Genomic DNA, 22,374 nt, shown 5'->3' on the forward strand with positions numbered 1-22,374 from the left:
GCCTTCAGAAAGAAAAGTCTTTGAAAACGTCGGGCATGTCGCCCTGCATCGCCTTGGCCTCTTCGGCGTCATAGGTCACCTGGTCCCACAACTCGAAATAACTGCCCATCCCCAGCAACACAGCGTCCTTGGCAATGCCGGCGGCGGCGCGCAGTTCGGGCGACACCAGCACGCGACCAGTTCCGTCGAGCTCGACATCCATGGCGTTGCCCAGGAAGATGCGCTTCCACCATTGCGCCGACATCGGCAGTGCAGCGATGCGTTCACGGAACTTTTCCCATTCGGGTCGCGGGAAAACCATCAGACAACCGTGCGGATGCTTGGTGATGGTGAGTTGGCCAGAGGCGGTGGCGCTTAGTACGTCACGATGCCGGGTCGGCACCGACAACCGACCTTTAGCATCCAGACTTAAAGACGAAGCCCCTTGAAACACAACAGCACACTCTCTTTTGGTAATTTTGCAAAGAAATGAAAGTGCAAAAGCACTTTTCACCACTTAATTGCACATTTTTGCACTGTATCAGCAAAAGTGAGTCGCACCAACAGGTTTTTAAATAAATATTTCCAATGAAATCAAGGGCTTAGAAACGAATTCGGATGCAGATGAACATCAAAAAACGTTCTAGATTAAGGACTTAGGGCGTGTAATCAATGTGATGCTTGAAGACGGGCTTGATTCAACCTTAAGCCATGCAGGACAGAACCAAAGACATGCCCGCAAACACTTACAAAATGTAACGCGAAAGGTCCTCATCCTGGCTCAGCTCACCGAGTCGTGCCTGCACATAGGCAGCGTCGACGTGAATCGTTTGACCGCCCAGATTGGCAGCGTCAAAACTCACCTCGTCGAGCAAGCGCTCCATGACGGTCGACAGACGCCGGGCCCCAATGTTTTCGGTGCGCTCATTCACGTCGAACGCAATGTGCGCCAAGCGCGTGATGCCCTCATCGAGGAACTCAATGTGCACGTTTTCCGTGGCCAACAGGGCCTGGTACTGCTTGACCAGCGAGGCAGCGGTTTGCGTCAGGATGGCCACAAAGTCCTGCACTGACAGAGACTGAAGCTCAACCCGGATCGGGAAACGCCCTTGCAACTCGGGGATCAGGTCACTTGGTTTGCTCAGATGGAAAGCACCCGAAGCGATGAACAAAATGTGATCTGTCTTGACCATGCCGTATTTGGTCGACACCGTGGTGCCTTCGACCAGCGGCAGCAGATCCCGCTGTACACCCTGGCGCGATACCTCGGCTCCATTGCCTTCAGCGCGCGAGGTGACCTTGTCAATCTCGTCAATGAAGACAATGCCGTTTTGCTCCAGCATGTGCAGCGCCTGCATCCTGATCTCTTCTTCGTTGACCAGTTTGGCCGCCTCTTCTTCAACGAGCAACTTCAGGGCCTCAGGGATTTTGAGCTTGCGCGTCTGGCGCTTTTGCTGTCCCATCTGGCCAAACATCCCACGCAACTGCTCGGTCATCTCTTCCATGCCTGGGGGGCCCATGATCTCCAGTTGCGGCGCAGACTGCGCCAGGTCAATTTCAATTTCCTGGTCTGCCAACTGGCCCTCGCGCAATTTCTTGCGAAAGGTCTGGCGCGCAATACTCTCGGGCTCCATGTTTTGTACCACGCCAAAATCACCCCGCGGGGGCGGAATCAGGACGTCGAGCACCCGATCTTCGGCCGCGTCTTCCGCGCGTGAGCGCACTTTTTTCATCTCGGCAACACGCGTCTGCTTGACGGCGATGTCGGCCAGATCGCGGATGATGGCATCAACATCCTTGCCAACGTAGCCGACCTCGGTGAACTTGGTCGCCTCGACCTTGATGAAAGGCGCATCGGCGAGCCGTGCCAGGCGCCGCGCGATTTCGGTTTTGCCAACGCCGGTCGGGCCAATCATCAAAATGTTCTTGGGTGTAATTTCTGCACGCAGGCCGGGCTCGACCTGCTGGCGCCGCCAGCGATTGCGCAGTGCAATGGCCACCGCCCGCTTGGCCTGTTGCTGACCAACAATGTGTTTATCAAGTTCAAAAACGATTTCTTGCGGGGTCATGGCAGCGTTTCAATGGTGTGGCTCATGTTGGTATAGATGCAGATCTCGGCCGCTATTTCCAGCGATTTCTTGACGATCTCCGGCGCCGACATCTCGGTGTGGTTGAGCAAGGCCATGGCCGCCGCTTGCGCGTATGCGCCGCCAGAGCCAATGGTGACGATGCCGTTCTCGGGCTCCAGCACATCACCGTTGCCTGTGATGATAAGCGACGCCTCGCTATCAGCCACTGCCAGCATCGCCTCCAGACGGCGCAAGACCCGATCAGTGCGCCAGTCTTTGGTGAGCTCGATGGCGGCACGCACCAGATGACCCTGATGCTTCTCCAGCTTGGCCTCAAAGCGTTCAAACAGCGTGAAGGCGTCGGCCGTGGCGCCTGCAAACCCGGCCAGCACCTTGCCGTGATAGAGCTTGCGCACTTTGCGGGCCGTGCCTTTGACCACAATGTTACCCAAGGTGACCTGGCCGTCCCCGCCAATGGCCACCGAGTAGCCCTCAGGTGTCTTGCGGCGTACGCTGATGATGGTGGTTCCGTGAAATTGTTCCATGCTTGATGTCGCAAAAGGTCAATGGGTGCGCAACATAACCCGCGCGTGTTCGTTAATCCCAATAACGTTGAAAAATGCAGCAACCAGACGCGGCACATCGCGAAACTGAACCGAGCAACCCTCGGACTCGCGCAAGGCAACCCAGTTCAGAATACTGCCGGCAGCCGAAAAATCGACCCGAATCAGTCGGGAACAGGAAATAACCAGGTGCTTGGCGTCGTACAGTCCCGCCTGCAATTTGTCCAGTGCCTCGGCCGCGTCGCCCAGCACCTCGCCGCTCAACTCCACCACAGTCGCCGCCGACAGCATGTCAAGTCCCATGGGCACTGTGGCCCCCTGACTCAAGGCAAAAGAGGGGACCACGGCGGGTGCTTCTGTCAAGCCGAACGGGGCTTCATGGGAAAGCATTGAATTCAAACGCTCATGGACATACTCACACCGGGCGTCTTCCCAGGGTGGTGGAGAAACTTCGTAGGTGACGCAGAAATCCAGCGCGGCCAATTCAAACTCGTCCTGCAGACGCACAATGCGCAGGGCGTCCAGGCGCAGTCGCCACCACACCATGTCCACCGCCTGATCGCCCGATGGCGTGTACGATTTCAAGGTGCTGTGCAGCACGTCGGCGCCGTCAAATTGCAATTGAACCGGCTGTGAGCACCACTGGGCAAAAAGCTCGGCCAAGGCACTGGCAGCCTCAGGCGTCATACGGCGGAACTGATGCCAGTGCAAATGCCAGAGTCGGCCAGGGGCGCTCACCAAACTGGCGCGCAGGGCTTGCACTTCCGATAAATCAAGATCGACAGGACACTCCCACACCAACTGGCTACCGGATGCCAACGCACCTGCCTGCGGCAGCGGGGCCGGGAGCGTATTGCGGCCCAACAACTCAGGGATTGAGAACCAGGCCGGCGCCGAGCGTCCGAAGCGCTGAGCATACTCAATGGCCACGCGATCAAAATTGCTCTGTTGCCCGGTGGCGCGATAAAGGTCAAACAAAGCCGCTGCCCAGCCGTCGGCCGAATCCGGATTAACCGGCTCTGCCTGCAACGCGGCCAGCAAAGTGGCCTCAGCTCCCGCGTCATCGCCATTGGCGAATCGGATGGCAGCCTCCTCTAAATCGGAATCGGCCAGACTGTCTCCCAACTCGATAGAAAACAATTTGGAAGGTGAATATTCGCTCAGACCGGTATCCACCGTCCTGCCACCGGAGCTCCTGGACGACAGCATCTGCCGCGGCGCACCGATGGGCGCCGGCTCCTGCGATGCAGCCAGACCCATCTGTGTCGACTCATAGTCAGCACCCGACCCCGAGTCGCCAGTCGGGCTCAACTGAGACGCCAGCGTGGCGACAAAAGTGTCTGCGACTTTTCGTTGGGTACCCGCCAGCGGCGCGAGTTCACCCTGCGCCTGGGAGGCGGTGCCAGACCCGGACGGCTTGTCCGACTGAACCATGGCCTCGTCCTGCTTGCCCTTCCACCACTGCTTGGACATCTGGGCTTCAATTTCGTCAATTTTCTTCAGCGTCGTGGCACGCTCATCCAGGTTGGAAATCGAGCTGGTCTGGAAAAAAGAGGGGCGGCCCGCGAGCTCCGGACTCAACACCGGCCCATTGCGGCGGATTTTGCGCAGGTGGTCAAATTCACGCCGACGCACGAAATCATTTTGCCGCTTGCGCTCGATCATCTCCTTGAGCGCAGCTTTCCCATATTCATTTTCCTGCTCGGTATCGGGCTCTGGCTTGTCCAAATCAGACCAGTCTTTGGTCGGGTTGCGAACAAACCGGGCCATCTTGGACAGCAAACCGGTGTTAGTGTCTTTGGTTGCCATGGCGGGAACAGACAGGAGCAGAGGTCACAGACGTCGCCCGTCAATCCCCAAACATCTTCTGCTTGAGTTCCCGGCGCTGCTGAGCCTCCAGCGACAGATTGGCGGTCGGGCGCGCCAACAGACGCCCAACCCCGATGGCTTCACCGGTTTCATCACAATAGCCATAGTCGCCCGAGTCGATGCGCGCGAGCGATTGTTCAATTTTCTTTAGCAGCTTGCGCTCACGGTCCCGGGTGCGCAACTCCAAGGCGTGTTCTTCTTCAATGGTGGCCCGATCGGCCGGATCAGGCACCACCACCGTGTCGGCCCGCAGATGCTCAGTGGTTTGGCCGGCGTTGCTCAGAATATCCTGTTTGAGCGCGGTGAGCACACGACGAAAGAACGCCAGCTGGGTATCGTTCATGTACTCGTCATCAGGCATGGCGATCAGTTCGGCCTCGGTCAATTGTTCAACCGGTTTGAGTTTCCAGTTGTTGGCCAACGCCGGGTCTTTTTTGACGGCGGAAGCGACCGGTGGAACGATGTAGGGCGCGACGATGGTTTGTGAAAAACTGGCTTTGGCAGCGGTTGAAGCCACCGACTGCGCCATGGAAGGCACAGTCAACTGCGCCAGCCGCGAAGATGGACGACCCGCCCTGACGGGTACGGATGGGGCGGCTGACGCTACGGGCGCCAGCGCAACTTTGACCGGCGTCACAGCCGGGGCCACGGGGAGTTTGGGTGCTGCCACCTCAGGTTTAGCGGCTTTCGCGAGCGTCGTTTTCACTGAATCCTTTGCTTGAATTGTTGCTGTCGGTTTGACAACTTTGACCGAGGGGGCCTTGGCCACCTTCGCTGGCGATGCCTTGGCCACCTTGGTCACCTTAACCACGGTTTCCGGAGCCGACTTGGACTCTTTCCCCACCACTTTCGTTGGCACTGACGGCTTGGCCGGCGCCTTCTTGCCAACCGGCGGTTTGGCCGCGGCGCCTTGCGCTGATTTAGCAACGGGCGCGGGCTTCACCGCCGGCTTGTCTTGAGGCCGCGCCACCGGTTTCGGCTTGGCGAGCGCTTTGACGCCCGGCTTGACCTTGACGATGGCATGGGTCGCTTTACGCGTCTCCTTGGCTTTCACGGTTTGCGATTTCACGTCTTGTCTCCTCGCTGATTTTTTCTGCTCGATGACATCGCGGGTGGATGTTTGCCTGGTGTTGGCAGCGCCGCCTGAAGCTTTTAAGCTTATCCCCTCGGCGCCAGCTTTTGAGGGCTGGCTTTGCGCCACTTGTTTGGCGGGCGAGTTTACAGGTTTAAGCGCTGGAAATCCCATCAATTGAAAAAACGAGGAAAACATTTCGTTTACCGCCCAGTCGTATTTATTTGAATCAAACCAGGCACTGTTCCATGCCTTGCAGAAAAATGTCTTGCGGCAAGTCAATGCCGATGAACACCATTTTGCTGACACGCGGCTCCCCTGCGGCCCAGGCCGGCCCCAGGTCACTGCCCATCAACTGGTGCACACCCTGAAAAATCACTTTTCGATCGGTGCCCTTCATGAGCAGGACCCCTTTGTAACGCAACATGCGCGGGCCATAAATATTGACGATGGCGCCCAGAAAGTCTTCCAGTTTGGCCGGGTCAAAAGCGCGCTCGGATTTGAAGACGAAACTCTTGACGTCATCCTCATGGTGGTGGTGATGACCCCCGTGTTGGTGCGAGGGATGGTCACAGTGCTCGCCGGGGGCATGCTCAGGGTGATCGTGCCCCTCGTGGTCATGCGCTTCTTCCGTCAGAAAATCCGGGTCGATATCGAGCTTGGCGTTGAGATTGAAGCCGCGCAGGTCAAATACCTCGCTTAAGGCCGCCTCGCCAAAATGCACCGCCTTTTGCGGTGCGCGTGGGTTCATGTGCTTCAAGCGGTGCATCAAGGCATCGACCTCATCGGCGGCCACCAGATCGGTCTTGCTGATGAAAATCTGATCGGCAAAACCCACTTGGCGGCGCGCCTCCTGGCGCTCGTCGAGCTGCGTCATGGCATGCTTGGCATCGACCAGCGTCAAAATCGAGTCGAGCAGGTAGCTCTCGGCAATTTCGTCGTCCATGAAAAAGGTTTGCGCCACCGGACCGGGGTCGGCCAGGCCGGTGGTCTCGATCACCACGCGGTCAAAATCGAGCAGCCCCTGGCGCTTCTTGGCGGCCAGCAACTGCAGTGCTTCGCGCAGATCTTCGCGAATGGTGCAGCAGATGCAGCCGTTGTTCATCTGGATGATCTGTTCCTTGGACTCGGTCACCAGAATTTCGTTGTCGATGTTTTCTTCGCCAAACTCGTTTTCAATGACGGCGATTTTCTGGCCGTGCGCCTCTTCCAGCACGCGTTTGAGCAGCGTGGTTTTACCCGAGCCGAGAAAGCCCGTCAGGATGGTTGCAGGGATAAGACTCATTGCTTTTCTCAATGGATTGGGGGCGTCAGCAAGGGGGGGAGTGTAGCGGGCAATGGGTTTCGGGTTATTTACGCATGACCACCAGGCCTTTGAGGTATTCGCCTTCGGGGAAATTGATTGTCATCGGGTGATCCGGTGCACCGCCCATGCGCTCAACAATGTAACCGTCGATCTGGGCGTCAATGCCGGCTGAGGCCACAATTTTATGAAACAGCTCAGCGCTGATGCCGCCCGAACAGGAATAGGTAAATAGCACACCGCCCGGCGCCAGAAGTTTGAACGCCAGCCGGTTGATGTCCTTGTAAGCCCGCGCCGCTCGTTCAGCATGCGCTACCGTGGGCGCAAACTTGGGCGGATCGAGCACGATGGCGTCAAAAGTCTGGCCCTCGGCGCCGAACTGGCGCAGCGAGGCATTCACGTCGGCATCCAGGAAGGTGGCGCGCTCAGGCGCAAAACCGTTCAAGGCCAGGTTGGCGGCAGCCTGCGCCAGGGCCGGGCCGGAGGAGTCAATGGACGTGACGTGCGCGGCGCCACCGGTCAATGCCGCCACGGTGAAGCCGCCGGTGTAGCAATAGCAGTTGAGCACGCGCTCGAACTTCAGGCGCGCGCAATAGTCGGCAAACCTGGCGCGGCTATCGCGCTGGTCCAGATAAAACCCGGTTTTGTGCCCAGTGGCAATATTGACACCCAGTTGCCAGCCGTGCTCGCGCAAGACCAGCTCCACCGGACCGTCACCACGCAGCCAGCCACTCACCTCGGGCAAACCTTCGCGCACGCGGCCACTGGCGTCGGAGCGTTCATACAGTCTGGACAGACCGGTGGCAGCCAGCAGGGCGTCAGCCAGCACGTCTTTCCAGCGCTCGGCGCCACTGGAGAGAAACTGCGCCACCAGCGTATCCCCATAACGATCCACGATCAGCCCCGGCAAACCATCAGACTCGCCGTGGACCAGCCGCATACTGTCGCTATTTATGGCAAATCTGGCTCTAGCCCTTATGGCGCTTTCACAAGCAGCTATTAAAAATGTAGTGTTTATGCGCTGCGTCTCGACAAAACTCCAGACCCGGGCCCGGATTTTGGAGGCCGGACTGTACGCGGCCCAGGCCAGGAATTGCCCTTCGTGCGATTCCACCCGCACGGTCTCACCGGCATCGGCCCCGCCATGGGCAATGGCCGACTCAAAAATCCAGGGATGTCGGCGCAACAGCGAGCGCTCTTTGCCGGCTCTTAAAGAAATCGTTTTCATGGGCCAATTGTGAGGCCTGGCCAAGCGGCCTCAGCACAGGTCGCCTATTAATTGTTCGCGCCCGACAGCGCAGGCGCGCCGCGTCAAAAAGTGACTGTCATCGCGGGCACGTCGACCCGGATCATGGGTCGGGCCAGCGCGGCATGCACCGCCTGCACATAGTCAGCGGCCCATTTTTCATCCTTGAACATGGCCGCACCGGCAGCTTCGGTCACCCGCAGCACCTTGTCGGCGGTCAACACCTTACCGCTGGCGCGCAGCGGCTCGCAGTCGAGCGCCGTGAACTGGGCGTCAAGCCAGTTGCGTGCCACATCGGGCGCCATCGGGGTCTCGCCCACGTTGAACTGCAATTGAACCCCTTTGTCCAATAAAACGGTGATTTGGCTACGCATGGATTACCTTTCTGTCGATGATGGAAAATGCGCCCTATTTTGGGGTCGCCCCCTTGATTTTCGCCCGCGGATGAGCCGCATCGTACGCCTTGGCCAAATGCTGGAAGTCGAGCCGGGTGTAGGCCTGGGTCGTGGTGATGCTGGCGTGGCCCAGCAACTCCTGCACCGCGCGCAAATCGCTGCTGGACTGCAACAGGTGGCTGGCAAACGAGTGGCGCAGCATGTGGGGATGCACCGGTGTCGTCAAGCCCGCCTGCAGGCTGCGTTGGCGCAGGCGCTGCCAGATCGATTGGGCGCTCAAGCGGGTGCCATTGCGTCCCATAAACAGCGCGGCCTGGGCGTTGCCGCCCGGCCCCTGCAGACCCGGCTTGGCTTGCGCCAGCGCCTGATCGCGTAGCGCCAGCCAGTGGGTGATGGCAAGCACCGCCTTGGCACCCACCGGCACGCTGCGCCGTTTGCCGCCCTTGCCCAACACATGGGCTTCACCACCCTGCAAATCGATCCAGCCGCGTGCGCTGCTACTGGCCACCGTGTCCAGTCCGGTCAACTCGCCCACCCGCAGGCCTGCGCCATACAGCAGCTCCACCATGGCGGCGTCGCGCGCCTCCAGCCACGGGTCGTTGCTGCCGCTCGCAAAGCTGGCCAGTTGGACGGCCTGGTCCACACTCAGGGCTTTGGGCAGCGGCTTGCCCGCCTTGGGCGCACGCACATCCTGCACCGGGTTGCTGCTGATCAGGCCTTCGCGCCCCAACCAGACGTAGAAGCCGCGCCAGCCCGACAGAATCAGGGCAATGCCGCGGCCACTGCGCCCGCCGGCATTCATTTGGGCCACCCAGCGCCGGATGTGGCTGTTTTGCACCTGAAGCAGTTCGACCCCTGCCTGCGCGGCCTGCTGGGACAGCTTCTGCAGGTCCAGCGCATACAACTCGACCGTGCGTTGCGCCAGGCGTTTTTCAACCCGCACGTGCTCCAGGTAGCGCTCAACCAAATCCGTTCCCACGGCGGTCACTTCGTGTGCTGTGCTGGCCCCTGAGGGCGCGCGCGTCATTTCGCCCCTCCCGTTGCGGTGCGCAGCCGTGCAGGCATAGTCAGCTCTGTTTTTGGCCGTGTTTCTTGATCGTCATGGTTAATACGGCTTGATCGACTGACCCGGCTCTGAGCAGCGTTCTTGTTTTTTTGGCGTTGTATTCCCCCCCCTCTCCCCCAACCCCTCTCCACCCCCGCCGGGGCGGGAAGGGGAGACAACAGCCACATTTGGCCGTGTCTCTTAAGGCAGGAAGTACACGGGCCGTTTGGCGTTGATGTCGCCATTGACCTGATTGGTCTGTCCACAAGCTGCTGCCACTTTGAGGCCAGCGCACAGTGGTGTACCAGATTTCCCACCTTCAAACACGCGGCCACATGAGGCCCCCCTCTTTCGCCCGGCGGGGCGAGAGAGGGGCTGGGGGAGCGAGTGGGGGAAAGAACGTTCAAAAAGACAACCCGGTCCAGCCTACTGCTATGGCCAAAAGACCTCGTCATTGCAAGCCTCCATTTCCTGTGCGGAACTGCCTTTGAACCATGACCCCGGGGAAACAGAACTGGTTTATGCCAAGCCCGGCGCTGCCATCAAATGCAAGCGCTTAACGCAATTGGGACAGCGCGGCACTGGCCAGTTCGGCAATACGCGCCAGCAAGTCAGTGCCCATGGTGCTGTTAAAGCGCTGCGCGTCCGGTGAGGCCAGCACCAGCAGGCCAAAAGCCGGCGCCGTGCTGCCCAGCGGCCCGCTGCGCAAGGGCAAAATCGCCAGCGACGCGGCGGCCTGCGGGTCCGCCAGCCAGCTGACGACTTCGAAACCGGTGTTGACGCCGCAAAACGGCTCCGTCAGTGACGACGCGAACAGCTTGGCATCATCGCTCACGCCTTGCGCAAAGTCGGCCTGGGCAAACTGCGGTGCCACGTCCCACACTTTGATCCCCACTTGCGGCACCGCAAACTGATCCTGGATTTCGGTTGCCATCTCACCCGGCAAGGCCAAGGGATCAGTCGCCAGGAACAGGCTGCAAGCCCACTGCAGCAGTTTGTCGGTCAACAGCATGTTGTCATGGCCATTACGCATCATGTCCATCAAGCGATGCTCCAGCATCTTGATCTTCTCGCGCAGCATCTGCGCCTGGCGCTCCTGCAGACTCACGGCCCGGTTGCTGTGCGGGCTGTTGAGCTGCACGGCGGCCAGCAACTCGGCGTGGCGCTCAAAAAAGTCGGGCGTATTGGCCAGGTAGTTGGCAATGTCGTCTTCGGTAATGGGGTTGGTAAATGGAGTTGTCATAGGTTGTCGGGTAGGTTGATTTCACCGTGAAAAACTGGGGTGGCGGGCCCGGTCATCAGCACCGGCGCTGCGGCGCCCGCCCAGGAAATGGTCAATGTGCCGCCGTGGGTCTGGACATGCACCGTGTCGTCGAGCAGCCCGAGCCGGATGCCGGCCACCACCGCCGCGCAGGCGCCGGAGCCGCAGGCCAGGGTTTCGCCGGTGCCGCGCTCGTAAACGCGCAGCCGGATGTGGCTGCGGTCCACGATCTGCATGAAACCGGCGTTGACCCGCTTCGGGAAACTGGCATGGTGTTCAATCAAAGGGCCTTGCAACCGCACCGGCGCCGTGTCGACATCGTCCACGACCTGCACCGCATGCGGATTGCCCATCGACACAACTGCTACATAAACAGTAGTTGCATGCCCAGAATCCACGAGGGCTAGAGGCCATTTTTTCCATAAACCCGAAGTTTGCGGCTGCAGACCGGTGGCATCAAACGGGATCTCGGCCAGTTCAAACACCGGCGCGCCCATGTTCACCGTGACGCGGCCATCGGGATTAAGTTGCGGCTCAATCACGCCGCCTCGGGTCTGCACCCGGATCGCGTCCTTGGCTGTCAGGCCCTGGTCCCGCACGAAGCGCGCAAAGCAGCGCGCCCCGTTGCCGCACTGCTCGACCTCGGCGCCATCGGCGTTGTGAATGAGGTACTCAAAATCAATGCCTGGCGCCGGAGAAGGGCGCACCGTCAAAATCTGGTCGGCACCGACGCCAAAGTGGCGATCCGCCAGCAAGCGGTAGTGCGCGGTGCTCAAACCAAAGCGGCCTTGAGTCTCATCAAGCACCACAAAATCGTTGCCGGCACCTTGCATTTTGGTAAAGGGGATTCGCATGGGGCAATTATCTACGGCACAGGATGTTTAACTGCGTTTTTCACCAGCTTGTTCGCGACCGCACTGGGAATATCGATGGCGCAATGGTCGGCGACTTGCAGCAGGTACAGCAGCACATCGGCCACCTCATCAGCAATTTTCTCTTTGGTTCCCGGGTCGGACTGCGCCGTCTGGGATTGCTCGGCAGTCATCCACTGGAATATTTCGACCAGTTCCGCCGCCTCCACCATCAGCGCGGTGCTCAGGTTCTTGGGGGTATGAAACGGCTGCCAGTGGCGCGCGGCAGCGAAATCGCGCAAGGTCGATTGAAGCGCCTGAATATCCATGGGGTGTTCTCCTGGTTGCACGGGTGATGCCAGCCCCGCCTGATGGGTCATTTCGAATTATGCAAGCGGCTCGCCCCAGGTTTCGTTGCAAAATTACAAGATGCCACGCCCCTCCCAACTCCTGCACCCCGCGCGCCCACCCGCGCCCACCCGCCCGGCCGCGACCGTGCTGTTGCTGCGCGACACACCCGGTGGGCTCGAAGTGCTGATGACACGCCGCTCCACAACAGCCAGTTTTGTGCCGGGCGCCTACGTCTTCCCCGGTGGCGGCGTGGACGCGCTCGACAGCGCCAGCCACGCCCAGGCCAGGCGCCGCGAGACACAGAGCGACCTGCACCTGACGCAGGCGATTGCCGCCATCCGCGAGAGTTTTGAGGAGCTGGGGGTGCTGCTGGCGCGCCGCTCTGATGGCAGCCCCGCCAACCAGCACGACATCGATGCGCTGGACCGAGGCGCGCCCTTTGTCGCTCAATGTCAAAGCCGATGCCTGACGCTGGCGGCCGACGAGGTGTTTGTGCTGGCGCACTGGATCACCGACCGCGACCTGCCGCGCCGCTTTGACGTGCCGTTTCTGGTCGCCCGCATGCCCGAGGGGCAAACGCCAGTCGCGGACGAGAGCGAGCAGTTCGAGCCGGTCTGGGTGCGCCCCGTTGACGCGCTGGCGCGGCATGAGGCGGGCCAGTTCTTCATCATCTACCCGACCATCCGCACACTGGAGCGGCTGCTGCACTACGCCAGCGTGGACGCAGTGCTGCAAGCCTGCGCCGTCAACGAGCGGCCGCTCTGGACTTGCTGCCCGCGCGCCGGTCTGCTGGGCGGGTGCGAGGTCCGCTTCATGGAGCATGAGCTCCCCTTTGGCGAACTGGCGCTGGTCTGCCCGGATGGGCAAGTCGTGCACCCGTTGGACTGGCAGACCGAGCAGCCGGTGGCACTCTTGAAGAACGTGCTGCGCCTGACCGCGCCCAACCCTGGCGCCATGACCGGGCCCGGCACCAACAGCTATCTGGTGGGCGACCCGGCGACCGGTTACCTCGTGATCGACCCCGGTCCGGCCGACCCGGATCACCTTGAAAAACTGTGGCGTGCGGCCGGCGGTGACATCCGCATGATTGTGTGCACCCATTCGCACCCGGACCACGCCCCGGGCGCCCTGCCCTTGCAGGCGCTGTGCCTGCAGCACGGCCAGCCGCGGCCACCGATTCTGGGTCTGCCCAGCGCGCCGACGGCCCGCGCCCACAGTGTATTCACGCCCAACAGAACACTATTGAATAGTGAGCTGCTCACGCTTATTCCACGGGGGTCAGAGGCTGATTTGTCATATATTTCAGGCCACACGCTCAAGGTGATTCATACCCCCGGCCACGCCGCCAACCACCTGTGCCTGGTCTTGCTGGAAGACCGTTTGCTGTTCAGCGGCGACCACATCCTGAGCGGCAGCACCACGGTGATTGATCCGCCCGATGGCGACATGCAGGCTTATCTGGACTCCCTGGACGTGTTGAGCGCCGCCTGCGAAGAACACCAGCTCGAATTCATCCTGCCCGCCCATGGCTACGTGATTGGCGGTTTTGACGGCGAGGCAGCCGGGGCCATTACGCGTCTGAAAGCCCATCGCCTGCAGCGCGAAGCCAAAATCGTGCAGGCGATGCAGGCACAACCGCAAGGCACACTGGACGACTGGGTCGCGCAGGTCTACGACGACGTCCCGCCGCGCATGTGGCCGGTGGCCAAGCGCTCGCTCATGGCCCATGTGGCGCGCATTGAAGTCAATTTATCCCTGAATGACTGATTCTTGGCTGATGTTGGTGGGAGTGGGACGGATGCCGGGGGCTCTCAACGCTTCGCTTTTTGAAATCGCCCCCAACATCCGCCCCACTCCGGCATTGCTGCTTGATCCGATCTGGGTGCCATTGGGGCACGTGCACCAAATACCGCTGCAGACACAAAGCCGTCGTTCAACCTTGCAATATAGCCGCTCCAAAGCTTTCATTGAGGTGGGCGCGTCAAGCGTTTCGCAAACGCTTCAAACTCCTCCAGTGGCAGCGGCCTGCTAAACAAACAGCCATGGCGGGCAGGTCAGCCCATGCCTGCCAGGAACTTGCGCTGCTCCTGGGTCTCGCCTTCGGCGATGACTGCTAGGCCCATGCTGTCAGCCAATGAGATCACCATCTTGGCGATGGCGGAGTCGTTGTGGCCAATCATATTGGCTCCCAATCGTCTCCTGACTGTTTGGACGCGGGAGTCATCGGCTTTTTTGGTGAAACTGCCGGCACCGCAAGCGGCACCGTTGGTCGTGAACTTTTAAAGCTGGAGGGGCCCACAGTGCTCAAGGACCGATGGTGCTTTGATCCGGACTGGTTCAGTTCGAAAAGGCCGACTCATTGGAGTATTTTGGGTATCGCTGAGTTTGAACGCGGCCACCACTTGGGCCAAGCGCTGTGCCTGATCACTCATGCTGTCGGCAGCAGCCGTTGACTCTTCCACCAGCGCAGCGTTCTGTTGCGTCATCTGATCGAGTTGCCGGATAGCAGCATTGATTTCATCAATGCCATGCCGTTGATCAGATGTCTGCGAGCTGATATCACCAACGATCTCTGACACCTTTCCAATGCTCTGAACAATCTCATTCATGGTCTGGCCTGCCGCAGCGACTAGACTGATACCTGCTTCGACTCGCTCAACGCTATTGACGATGAGACTCTTGATCTCTTTTGCTGCTTCAGCGGAGCGTCCAGCAAGACTGCGCACTTCGCTGGCCACCACGGCAAATCCGCGGCCCTGTTCACCAGCACGCGCAGCCTCTACCGCAGCATTGAGCGCGAGGATATTGGTCTGGAACGCAATACCGTCAATGACTTGGATGATGTCAGATATCCTGGCTGAACTGGTGGAGATGTCGTTCATTGTGGAAACCACCTGCGACACAACCTCTCCACCACGGTGTGCTATTTGGCTAGCACTGCCAGCAAGCTGATTGGCCATATTCGCTGAATCGGCGCTATGCCGCACCGTCTCCGTCAATTCCTGCATGGATGCCGCCGTTTCCTCCAAACTGCTGGCCGTTTGCTCAGTTCGATTGCTTAAATCCAGAGAGCCTGCAGCGACTTCTCGGGAGGCGTTTGCGATGGATGCGCTGCTGGAACGCACATCACGCATAACCTGCTCGGTCTTCTGAACAAACTCATTGAAAGCCTGCGCCATCTCGGAAATTTCATCCCGCCCTTGGACGGGAAGGCGCTGAGTCAAATCTCCTGAACCAGAGCCGATCTCTCGCATCGCATCCCGTATCCTCACAAGACCGCCAAGCAGATGGTTTACAACACCCATCGAAAGAAGTGCCGCTGCAATTCCAACGGCAACAATGGTCAGCGCAGCATACGTAAGCAACTGATTCAAGCGCGCCAAGGCTTCGCTCTCGCTGGCTGCGGTTACCAAGGTCCAGTCGGTTTCTGGTACCGGTGTTCCCTTTAGCAAAAACCCATTTCCGTCAATTTGGGCCCGTGGTGGTTCGGCCCCCTCTTTCAGCGCGCGTGATATCACGTCTGGAGTTAAATCTTTGGAAAGCTCTGCCAGGGGCTTAAGTGTGAGTTCGGCGCGAGGGTGGGCAATGATCTTTCCGTCCTTGTCCACAATAAATGCAAATCCGCTGGCTGTCGGCTTAATTTGCTGCAAGTCTTTTAGAACATCTTCCAGCGCGACATCTGTTGCTACCACAGCCACAGTGTTGGATCCTTCCTTGACGGGATATGCAAAAGATACGACCAGCTTCTTGCTGGATGCTCCGATATAAGGTGCGGTGAGAACGGCTTTACCCTGGCTATCGGCCAGCTTGTACCAGGGACGTGCAGTTGGGTCGTAATCCGCCGGCCGATTCCGAGATGGCACCGATATCATGCGTTTGTCGGCATGACCGACGTAGGCAAGGTCCAGCTTTCCGGCATCGATTGCCTGCTGCAAACCAACATTGGGATCGACTGCGTTGGCTTGTGTTGCCATCGAGGTCACTATGTCCTTTTGCATTTTTGCCCACAAGCCAATACGCTTACCCTCAGCCTTGGCCGTTTGTGCCAAGTTGGCAGCAATGTCCTCAAGTAAGAAACCACGCGCCAAGCTGTAGCTGACCAACGTGGCGGTAACAACCGCCAAAATCACAACCAACACACTGATGCCAATCAGGCGCGATCGAATCGATGCAAACATTTTTTTCCTCTTTGATGGCTGGTCTATGTTCGACACAAACATAGTTCACGAGAGCGGCCAACTTGGCATCCAGCAGACCGTAGCCTGCTGTGCCGCGCTCAATCGAGCATGGTTTTAAGAACTCGGCGCGTCGCTGGGGCCTAGATGGCTGTCACGACTGTGCTTTCGTTGAAATTTCTCTCAACGATTTTAGGCGCTGCCGGCGCCCCTTTGTTTGCGGGTCTGATGGTTTACAAGATTGAGATTGACTTCGATCAATTGCGTGCCAACGAAGCCCAGCAACGCGCATTGAACGACCCGGCCAAGGCGACCCCGGCTCTGTGGACCATCACCAAACCGAACCTCGACGTGATCGAACAAGCCGGCGCCAAGCTGCTGCATCAGCATCCCTGCTTTCAGCGCTTGCTGAGTGACCTTGGCGTGCCGGCTGATTTCATCGACGTTACTTTTGCGCAAACTGGTTGCCCACAGGCGGCAGACCATTCACAACTGTGATGGGATACAACGGTCGGAACCCGGGGCACCGTATGTCCGCATTGCGGTGACCAATTTCTTGCCACGAAGGTCAGAAGCGGGTACGTCGCCAAACGTCACGAATGGCTCGTGACCGGCAGTGAAGTGGACCGCCAGAAAGCGGCCGTTGTTCTTGCGGAAATCCGCGATGGTCTTGAAGTCCGGTGTCAGGCGGCTGGTTAACCACATCAGTTCAACATTGCGTTGGCACTCGCGCTCCAGGCGCCGGCTGGACTGGATGCGGTTGAGGCAGCCCTAAATGTAGAGTTTCAGAAGCACCGACGGGTGGTAACTCGGTCTGCCAGTCATCGCTGGCGTCATGCCATCAAACCCAAGGGCAACGAAGTCAAGCTCGTCCACAAATACGTCACCAACACGCACCGCATTGTCCTCAGCGATGTAGTCATCCAGACACTCAGGTAGCAGCGTGACTTGGCTTCGCTCTTCACCCTGGATATACCGCTTCATCTGCACGCCTCCATCAATGGACTCACGTTGATACCGACACACAACCCCCTTAAGCCGCGTACATGGTCGACACGCTTTCACACAGTCTCGCTGCAGTCCTGTCAACGATCTTCACGCAGCCAGCGTCAGTAATGCGGATTGAACGCCGCCAACTGAACGACTGCTTTATGGAAGGGGAAGGCTGTCCCACAAGATCTTCCGCCTCCAGTAAGCTGACACCCGTGCGCACCCGGTTCTGATTGTTGGCAGGTGCTCAAATCTGTCGCCGAGGCAAACCGCAGCCGCTCGGCCACTACATGCCGGCTTCGCCTGCCCACTGTTCCAGTGCTGAAGCCATGCTCAAGCACCGAGGAATTCACCAACCGGCTTAAGGTCTTCAATCCGGTCGCAAATAGCCTTGATGACCACTAGGATCGGAACCCCTAGCAAAAGTCCCCATATGCCCCAGAGCCAGCCCCAGGCCAGTACGCCGACGAAGATGGCAACCGGATTCATCTTGTTGGTGCGACTCGTCAACCAAGGTGTCAGCAGGAAAGCTTCGATCGAATGAATCACCAGGGAAGTTCCGCTTACTATCAGCGCCATCTCCAGCGTGCCAAACTGCAGGAAGCTCACCAGCGCCGAACCGGTCGCGATGGCCACACTGCCGACATAGGGAATCAGATCGAGCACACCTGCGGCAACACCCCATACCGCCGCGTGCTCCAGACCGATGGCCAAGAAGCTCAACCAGGTGGCCAAACCGACCAGGATACTTGTAAACAGCTGCACCAGCATGTAGCGTTGGATCTGGTCGTGAATCTGATTGAGTGCCTGCAACGTGACTTTCTTCTTGCTCAGCGTGGGTCCGGTAAGTTTGATCAACTTGCGCCGGAACTGGTCGCCCGAGGCCATGAGAAAGAAAGTGATCAGCGCCACCATCCCGATCTGGCCCAACATCCCCAGCAGTCCCATGGTGCCGCTCCACAGATGGTCCTTGATATTGAACTTGGGCTTTTCAATCTGCACCCGTTGGACGCTCCGGCTAACCGGTGCGGCCTGGGTCGACTCATCGGCCGCTTGCTCAATTTGAGCGGCCGCCCTCTGCACTGTTGTCAGTGTATTGTTCGGCTTGCCTGGCAGGGATCGAACCGAATCGTGCAGCTTTTGCGCGGCCGCGGGGAGCAATTCGACCAGCTTGCTGGCGTCATCGCTCAAAGAATAAGCACCTGCTCCGATGCCGCTGAGAATGCCCAATATCAATACCGCTGCGCTCAATGCGCGTGGGATCCGGAGCAACTGCAGCCAATCCACCACCGGCGACAGTGCATAACTGAAAAGCAAGCCGACCAACACCGGAATAAAGACGGCACCGGCCCAACGCAACGCAAAAACGCTGGCCAGCGTAGCTATCACCACCAGCGAAACGCTGCGCACGTCCACTGGCATATGCAGTAGCACGCGCGATGGTTCTGCCGGCTCGGTGGCCGCTGTCTCTGCCTGCGCACCCATACCGTCGTGTTGCACTGAAGTTGAATCTGTCACTGCTGGCTCCTGCTTACCGCCGAGTGTATTCTCGGTTCAGAAGCGGTAGTCAAGAAACTTCTTGCGGGTCGCCAACAACCAGTACTTATTTGTCAAGCCTTTTTCTTGATTACAGCATTTGGCTTTTGACATCATGGTCCGCTTATCATGATCGGCAGCAGTGAACTGATTCGATGGACCGCTTCAAGAGCCGGCCAAGGCCACATTCTGACTTCCTCACTTTGACTGACCGTTATGTAGAACTCGGGCCGCCGAAGGACAGCCATCAAGCGTCGCAACCCAATGACGGGGCCATTCCGGTCATTCTTCCATGCGGTCCACGAGCGTCGACTTGACATAGCAAAGCAGCGCATCACCCAGATGGAAATCGGAGCACAAATCGTTTTGGAGCCCAAGTAGCACGAGGCAATAAATCGGGCATTCTCTCAATTCAACTTCCCTAAACGGTACTTTCTGATTTTGTCGTGCAGCGTGGTCTTGGCCATACCCACGGCTTCGGCAGTACGCGCCAGGCTACCTCCGTTTCGGCTCAGGGCTTCCGCAATGAGCGCGCTCTCGAAGGCTTCCACGGTCTCCGCCAGTTGCCGGGGACCGGCGGAAACCTCGGCTGCGAAGGGCGGGAAACCGAGCTCAATACCCAGCACCCAGCGGTCGGCCACGTTTCGCAGTTCCCGCACATTGCCTGGCCAGTCGTAAGCCATCAGGCGGCCCTGACGGGGTGGCTCGGCTGCAGACACCGGTCTCTGATGACGGGCAGCACCTTGCAGCAGGAAGTGCTCGAACATGAGGGGAATATCTTCCCGCCGCTCGCGCAGGGGCGGCAGCTGTAAAGTGACGGCATTGAGCCGGTAGTAGAGGTCGGCGCGGAAGCGGCCTTGGTCCGATAGCTCCTTCAGGTCCACCTTGGTTGCGGCGATAACCCGGCAGTTCACCGGGATGGGGGAGTTGGAGCCCAGCCGTTCCAGGCTGCGTTCCTGCAGCACCCGCAGGAGCTTGATCTGCATGCTGAGAGGCATCGACTCGATTTCGTCGAGCAACAAGGTGCCACCGCTAGCGTACTCGATCTTTCCAATTCGGCGCTTGCCGGCACCGGTATAAGCCCCTGCCTCGTGGCCAAATATTTCGCTTTCGAACAGGGTCTCTGGCAGGCCGCCGCAGTTGATGGCGACGAAGTGGCCGGAGCGACTCGGCCCGGCTTCGTGCAGGCAGCGGGCCACCAGTTCCTTGCCGGTGCCAGTTTCACCCTGGATGAGAATGTCGGCAGCGCTGTTGCCTAGGTCAGCCACCAGTTGCCGCACCCGGGCCATGGCCGGCGAGCGGCCGAGGAGCTTGGCTTCAAGTTGGTCTCGGTTGCTCAGACGGGCGCGCAGTTGACGCACTTCCAGGGTCAGGCGGCGTTTGTCTAGGGCCCGGCGCACCACTTCCACCAGGTAGTCCGGGGAGAAGGGCTTTTCGATAAAGTCGTGGGCGCCGTCCTTCATGGCCTGGACCGCCAGGGACACGTCGCCGTGGCCGGTAATCAGCACGACCGGCAGATCCGGGTCAATGGCCCGCAGTTCCTTGAGTAGGGCCATGCCGTCCATACCCGGCAGTCGGATGTCGCTCACGACCACGCCGGGAAAATCGCGCGTGACGCGGCGCAGGGCCTTTTCGGCGCTGTCCAGGCCGCTGGCCGGAATGTCTTCCAGCTGCAGGGCCTGTTCGCAGCCCAGGCGGACGTCCGGGTCGTCCTCGACCACCAGTACCTGGAAGATTTCAGTCATGTTGTTGGCCCTCCTGGGGCGGCTGGAATGTCCAGCGTGAAGATGGCGCCGCCTTCTGGATGATTGTCGCCAGACAGGCTGCCGCCAAAATCGGCGACGATACCGGCAGAGATGGTCAAGCCGAGTCCCAGGCCACTGCCTGCCTCCTTGGTCGTGAAAAACGGTTCGAACAGGTGTGTTCGTGCTTGCGCGGACAGGCCCGGCCCTCGGTCCCGCACCTGGATCAGAATCCGCTCGCCCTGGCGCCGGGCGGTGATGTCGAGCGCTTGTGCCGGCTGGCCTTCCATGGCGTCCAGGGCGTTCCCGGCCAGATTCACCAGCACCTGCTCCAGCCGGTTGGCATCGCACCAGGCTTGCAGCTCTTCGTCCGACAGATCGATGCAGGCCACGACGCCAGCGCGCCTCAAGCGCTGCTCCAACAGGAACAGGGCGTTATCCACGGCCCGGCGCAGCGGTACGACCTGGGGGCGGCCCGAGGACTTGCGGGCGAAGGATTTCAACTGGCCCGTGAGGCGGCCCATCCGATCCACCAGGTCGGCGATGCGATTCAGGTTGCTGTCAGCGGTCTGCTGGTCACCGCGGGCGAGGAACTTGCGGGCATTGCCGGAGAGGGTGCGTAGCGCCGCCAGCGGTTGATTCAGCTCGTGGGCGATGCCGGAGGAGAGCTGGCCGATAACGGCCAGCTTGCCGGCCTGGACCAGCTCGTCTTGAGCGGCACGCAAGGTGCGCTCGGCCCGGGTGCGTTCTGCCACCTCCACTTGCAAGCGGGTGTTGGCGGCAGAGAGGTCGGCGGTGCGCTCCACTACCTTGCGTTCGAGTTCGTCGTGCGCTTGCTGGAGCGCCTCCCGGGCCGCCAGCCGGTCTTTCAGATGGCGTCGCCGCTCGTTCAGCATCAGCGTCAGGATGCACAGGAAGGCTGCGCCCACGCCAGCCACGGCCGCCCGGTTGGCTGCCATGCCACGCACCTGCTCCTGCAGGGAGAAGACCGTGATGCTCCAGGGGCTGCCGGGCAGCGGCTGGGTCTGGGCCAGGAACTTGCCGGCGACGGGAAACATGGAGACCATCTCCGGCCCCAGCTTGGGCAGGGACACCAGGCGGGCGCCGTGCTCCAGTGCCGTCATTTCCACCACGCCCAAGGGATTGAGGGCGCGGCGGTTGTATTGCTGGGTGCGGTCAAAGGCGCGGCGGGTGGCTTCGTCCAGGGGTGTCAGGGTGGTGAACTTCCAGTCCCGCACCGAGGCTAGGATGACCACGCCGTTCTCATCGGCGACCAGGACCGGCGCTTCCGCCGTGACCCAGGATTTTTCCAGTTGTTGCAGGCCCACCTTGACCACGGCCACGCCTACCGTGCCCTGGCCATTGGTCAAGGACGAGGCCAGGTAGTATCCGGGCTCGCCCCGGGTGGTGCCGATGCCAAAGATGCGCCCGCTGCCGGTCTCCATGGCCTGGCGAAAATAGGGACGAAAAGAGAGATCCTCCCCAAGAAAGCTGTCGGGCCGGCGCCAGTTGCTGGTGGCCAGGACTTTGCCCTTGCTGTCCAGCACGTAGATCGAGAGGGTGCCAGCCCGCTCGTTGAGCTGTTCCAGGTATTGGTTCACCTGCGCCGTCCGGGTCGGGTGGGGTGCGGCCAGCATTTGCAGCACGTCCCGCTCCAGACCCAGGGTGGTGGAAAAGTAGGCGTACTTGTCGATTTCCCGCTCCAGGCTGGTGGCGTACAGGTCCAACCGGTGGCGCCCGGTGACCTGCAACTCGGCCAGGCCCATGGCCAAGCTGAAGCGGAAGGCGAACAGGCTGGCTCCGGCGATGAGGGTCACAAAACCCAGAAACAGGCCAACGCGGCTGAGTAGCTTTGTTTGATGGGGTGACATAGTGGGACCCAGGACGTTCGGTTTTCCGAATTATGCCGGACGGTACAGCCATCCAC

General features: G+C 59.9%; 19 protein-coding genes and 1 pseudogene. 2 read left to right on the forward strand and 18 right to left on the reverse strand.

The genetic code is table 11. The features are described from left to right. Positions 1-4: 4 nt before the first annotated feature. The 12 genes from mraZ to RFER_RS17450 form a co-directional block, all read right to left on the reverse strand. Positions 5-433: a division/cell wall cluster transcriptional repressor MraZ gene (gene mraZ / locus RFER_RS17395; protein WP_041792749.1), complete on the reverse strand. Its 429-nt coding sequence runs from the start codon at positions 431-433 to the stop codon at positions 5-7. A gap of 292 nt (positions 434-725) precedes the next feature. Continuing rightward, positions 726-2,048, reverse strand: coding sequence for an ATP-dependent protease ATPase subunit HslU (gene hslU, locus RFER_RS17400; protein ID WP_011465707.1), 1,323 nt, complete (start codon positions 2,046-2,048; stop codon positions 726-728). Continuing rightward, complete coding sequence (gene hslV, locus RFER_RS17405) at positions 2,045-2,593, reverse strand: ATP-dependent protease subunit HslV (RefSeq protein ID WP_011465708.1); 549 nt, start codon at positions 2,591-2,593, stop codon at positions 2,045-2,047. The genes hslU and hslV overlap by 4 nt, the downstream gene beginning before the upstream one ends. 18 nt (positions 2,594-2,611) lie before the next feature. After that, entirely contained in the window at positions 2,612-4,420 is a 1,809-nt protein-coding gene (locus RFER_RS17410) for an STAS domain-containing protein (RefSeq protein WP_011465709.1), read from the reverse strand. Between the two features lie 40 nt (positions 4,421-4,460). Then, a complete protein-coding gene (gene dksA, locus RFER_RS24220) occupies positions 4,461-5,249 on the reverse strand; it encodes an RNA polymerase-binding protein DksA (RefSeq protein WP_425057090.1) in 789 nt (262 codons plus the stop codon). Between the two features lie 532 nt (positions 5,250-5,781). After that, the gene (locus tag RFER_RS17420) at positions 5,782-6,837 is read right to left on the reverse strand and encodes a CobW family GTP-binding protein (RefSeq protein WP_011465711.1); all 1,056 of its coding nucleotides are present in this window, start codon (positions 6,835-6,837) and stop codon (positions 5,782-5,784) included. A 64-nt stretch (positions 6,838-6,901) separates the two neighbouring features. Continuing rightward, a complete protein-coding gene (locus tag RFER_RS17425) occupies positions 6,902-8,083 on the reverse strand; it encodes a class I SAM-dependent rRNA methyltransferase (RefSeq protein WP_011465712.1) in 1,182 nt (393 codons plus the stop codon). Between the two features lie 83 nt (positions 8,084-8,166). Beyond that, positions 8,167-8,475 (reverse strand): hypothetical protein, encoded by a 309-nt coding sequence (locus RFER_RS17430; RefSeq protein WP_011465713.1) that lies wholly within the window; start codon positions 8,473-8,475, stop codon positions 8,167-8,169. A 34-nt stretch (positions 8,476-8,509) separates the two neighbouring features. Next, entirely contained in the window at positions 8,510-9,523 is a 1,014-nt protein-coding gene (locus tag RFER_RS17435; protein WP_011465714.1) for a tyrosine recombinase XerC, read from the reverse strand. Positions 9,524-10,097: 574 nt separating this feature from the next. Next, positions 10,098-10,784, reverse strand: coding sequence for a DUF484 family protein (locus RFER_RS17440; RefSeq protein ID WP_011465715.1), 687 nt, complete (start codon positions 10,782-10,784; stop codon positions 10,098-10,100). Beyond that, positions 10,781-11,656, reverse strand: a complete 876-nt coding sequence (gene dapF / locus RFER_RS17445; RefSeq protein ID WP_011465716.1) for a diaminopimelate epimerase — start codon at positions 11,654-11,656, stop codon at positions 10,781-10,783. The genes RFER_RS17440 and dapF overlap by 4 nt, the downstream gene beginning before the upstream one ends. 11 nt (positions 11,657-11,667) lie before the next feature. Further along, positions 11,668-11,982, reverse strand: coding sequence for a nucleotide pyrophosphohydrolase (locus tag RFER_RS17450; RefSeq protein WP_011465717.1), 315 nt, complete (start codon positions 11,980-11,982; stop codon positions 11,668-11,670). A 100-nt stretch (positions 11,983-12,082) separates the two neighbouring features. On the opposite strand from RFER_RS17450, the gene RFER_RS17455 reads away from it, so the two are divergent. Next, positions 12,083-13,771, forward strand: a complete 1,689-nt coding sequence (locus RFER_RS17455; protein WP_011465718.1) for an MBL fold metallo-hydrolase — start codon at positions 12,083-12,085, stop codon at positions 13,769-13,771. Between the two features lie 287 nt (positions 13,772-14,058). Here RFER_RS17455 and RFER_RS24955 read toward each other — a convergent pair whose 3' ends face one another. Continuing rightward, a complete protein-coding gene (locus tag RFER_RS24955; protein ID WP_279587679.1) occupies positions 14,059-14,184 on the reverse strand; it encodes a hypothetical protein in 126 nt (41 codons plus the stop codon). 99 nt (positions 14,185-14,283) lie between these two features. Next, on the reverse strand, positions 14,284-16,182 hold the full coding sequence (locus RFER_RS24960) for a methyl-accepting chemotaxis protein (protein ID WP_011465720.1): 1,899 nt from the start codon (positions 16,180-16,182) through the stop codon (positions 14,284-14,286). A gap of 225 nt (positions 16,183-16,407) precedes the next feature. Between RFER_RS24960 and RFER_RS17470 the strand changes: the two genes are divergently transcribed. Then, entirely contained in the window at positions 16,408-16,677 is a 270-nt protein-coding gene (locus RFER_RS17470; RefSeq protein ID WP_166485753.1) for a hypothetical protein, read from the forward strand. Positions 16,678-16,815: 138 nt separating this feature from the next. On the opposite strand, the pseudogene RFER_RS23575 reads toward RFER_RS17470, so the two are convergent. From RFER_RS23575 to RFER_RS17495, 4 genes and pseudogenes are all read right to left on the reverse strand, one after another. Continuing rightward, positions 16,816-17,163: pseudogene (locus RFER_RS23575) on the reverse strand (transposase); the annotation flags it as partial. Between the two features lie 339 nt (positions 17,164-17,502). Beyond that, on the reverse strand, positions 17,503-18,687 hold the full coding sequence (locus tag RFER_RS17485; RefSeq protein ID WP_011465722.1) for an AI-2E family transporter: 1,185 nt from the start codon (positions 18,685-18,687) through the stop codon (positions 17,503-17,505). Between the two features lie 425 nt (positions 18,688-19,112). After that, a complete protein-coding gene (locus RFER_RS17490; RefSeq protein ID WP_011465723.1) occupies positions 19,113-20,450 on the reverse strand; it encodes a sigma-54-dependent transcriptional regulator in 1,338 nt (445 codons plus the stop codon). Next, the gene (locus tag RFER_RS17495; RefSeq protein WP_011465724.1) at positions 20,447-22,318 is read right to left on the reverse strand and encodes a sensor histidine kinase; all 1,872 of its coding nucleotides are present in this window, start codon (positions 22,316-22,318) and stop codon (positions 20,447-20,449) included. Before RFER_RS17495 ends, RFER_RS17490 begins: the two co-directional genes overlap by 4 nt. Positions 22,319-22,374 lie beyond the last annotated feature (56 nt).

The sequence above is a fragment of the Rhodoferax ferrireducens T118 genome, from assembly GCF_000013605.1.
Classification (GTDB): domain Bacteria; phylum Pseudomonadota; class Gammaproteobacteria; order Burkholderiales; family Burkholderiaceae_C; genus Rhodoferax; species Rhodoferax ferrireducens.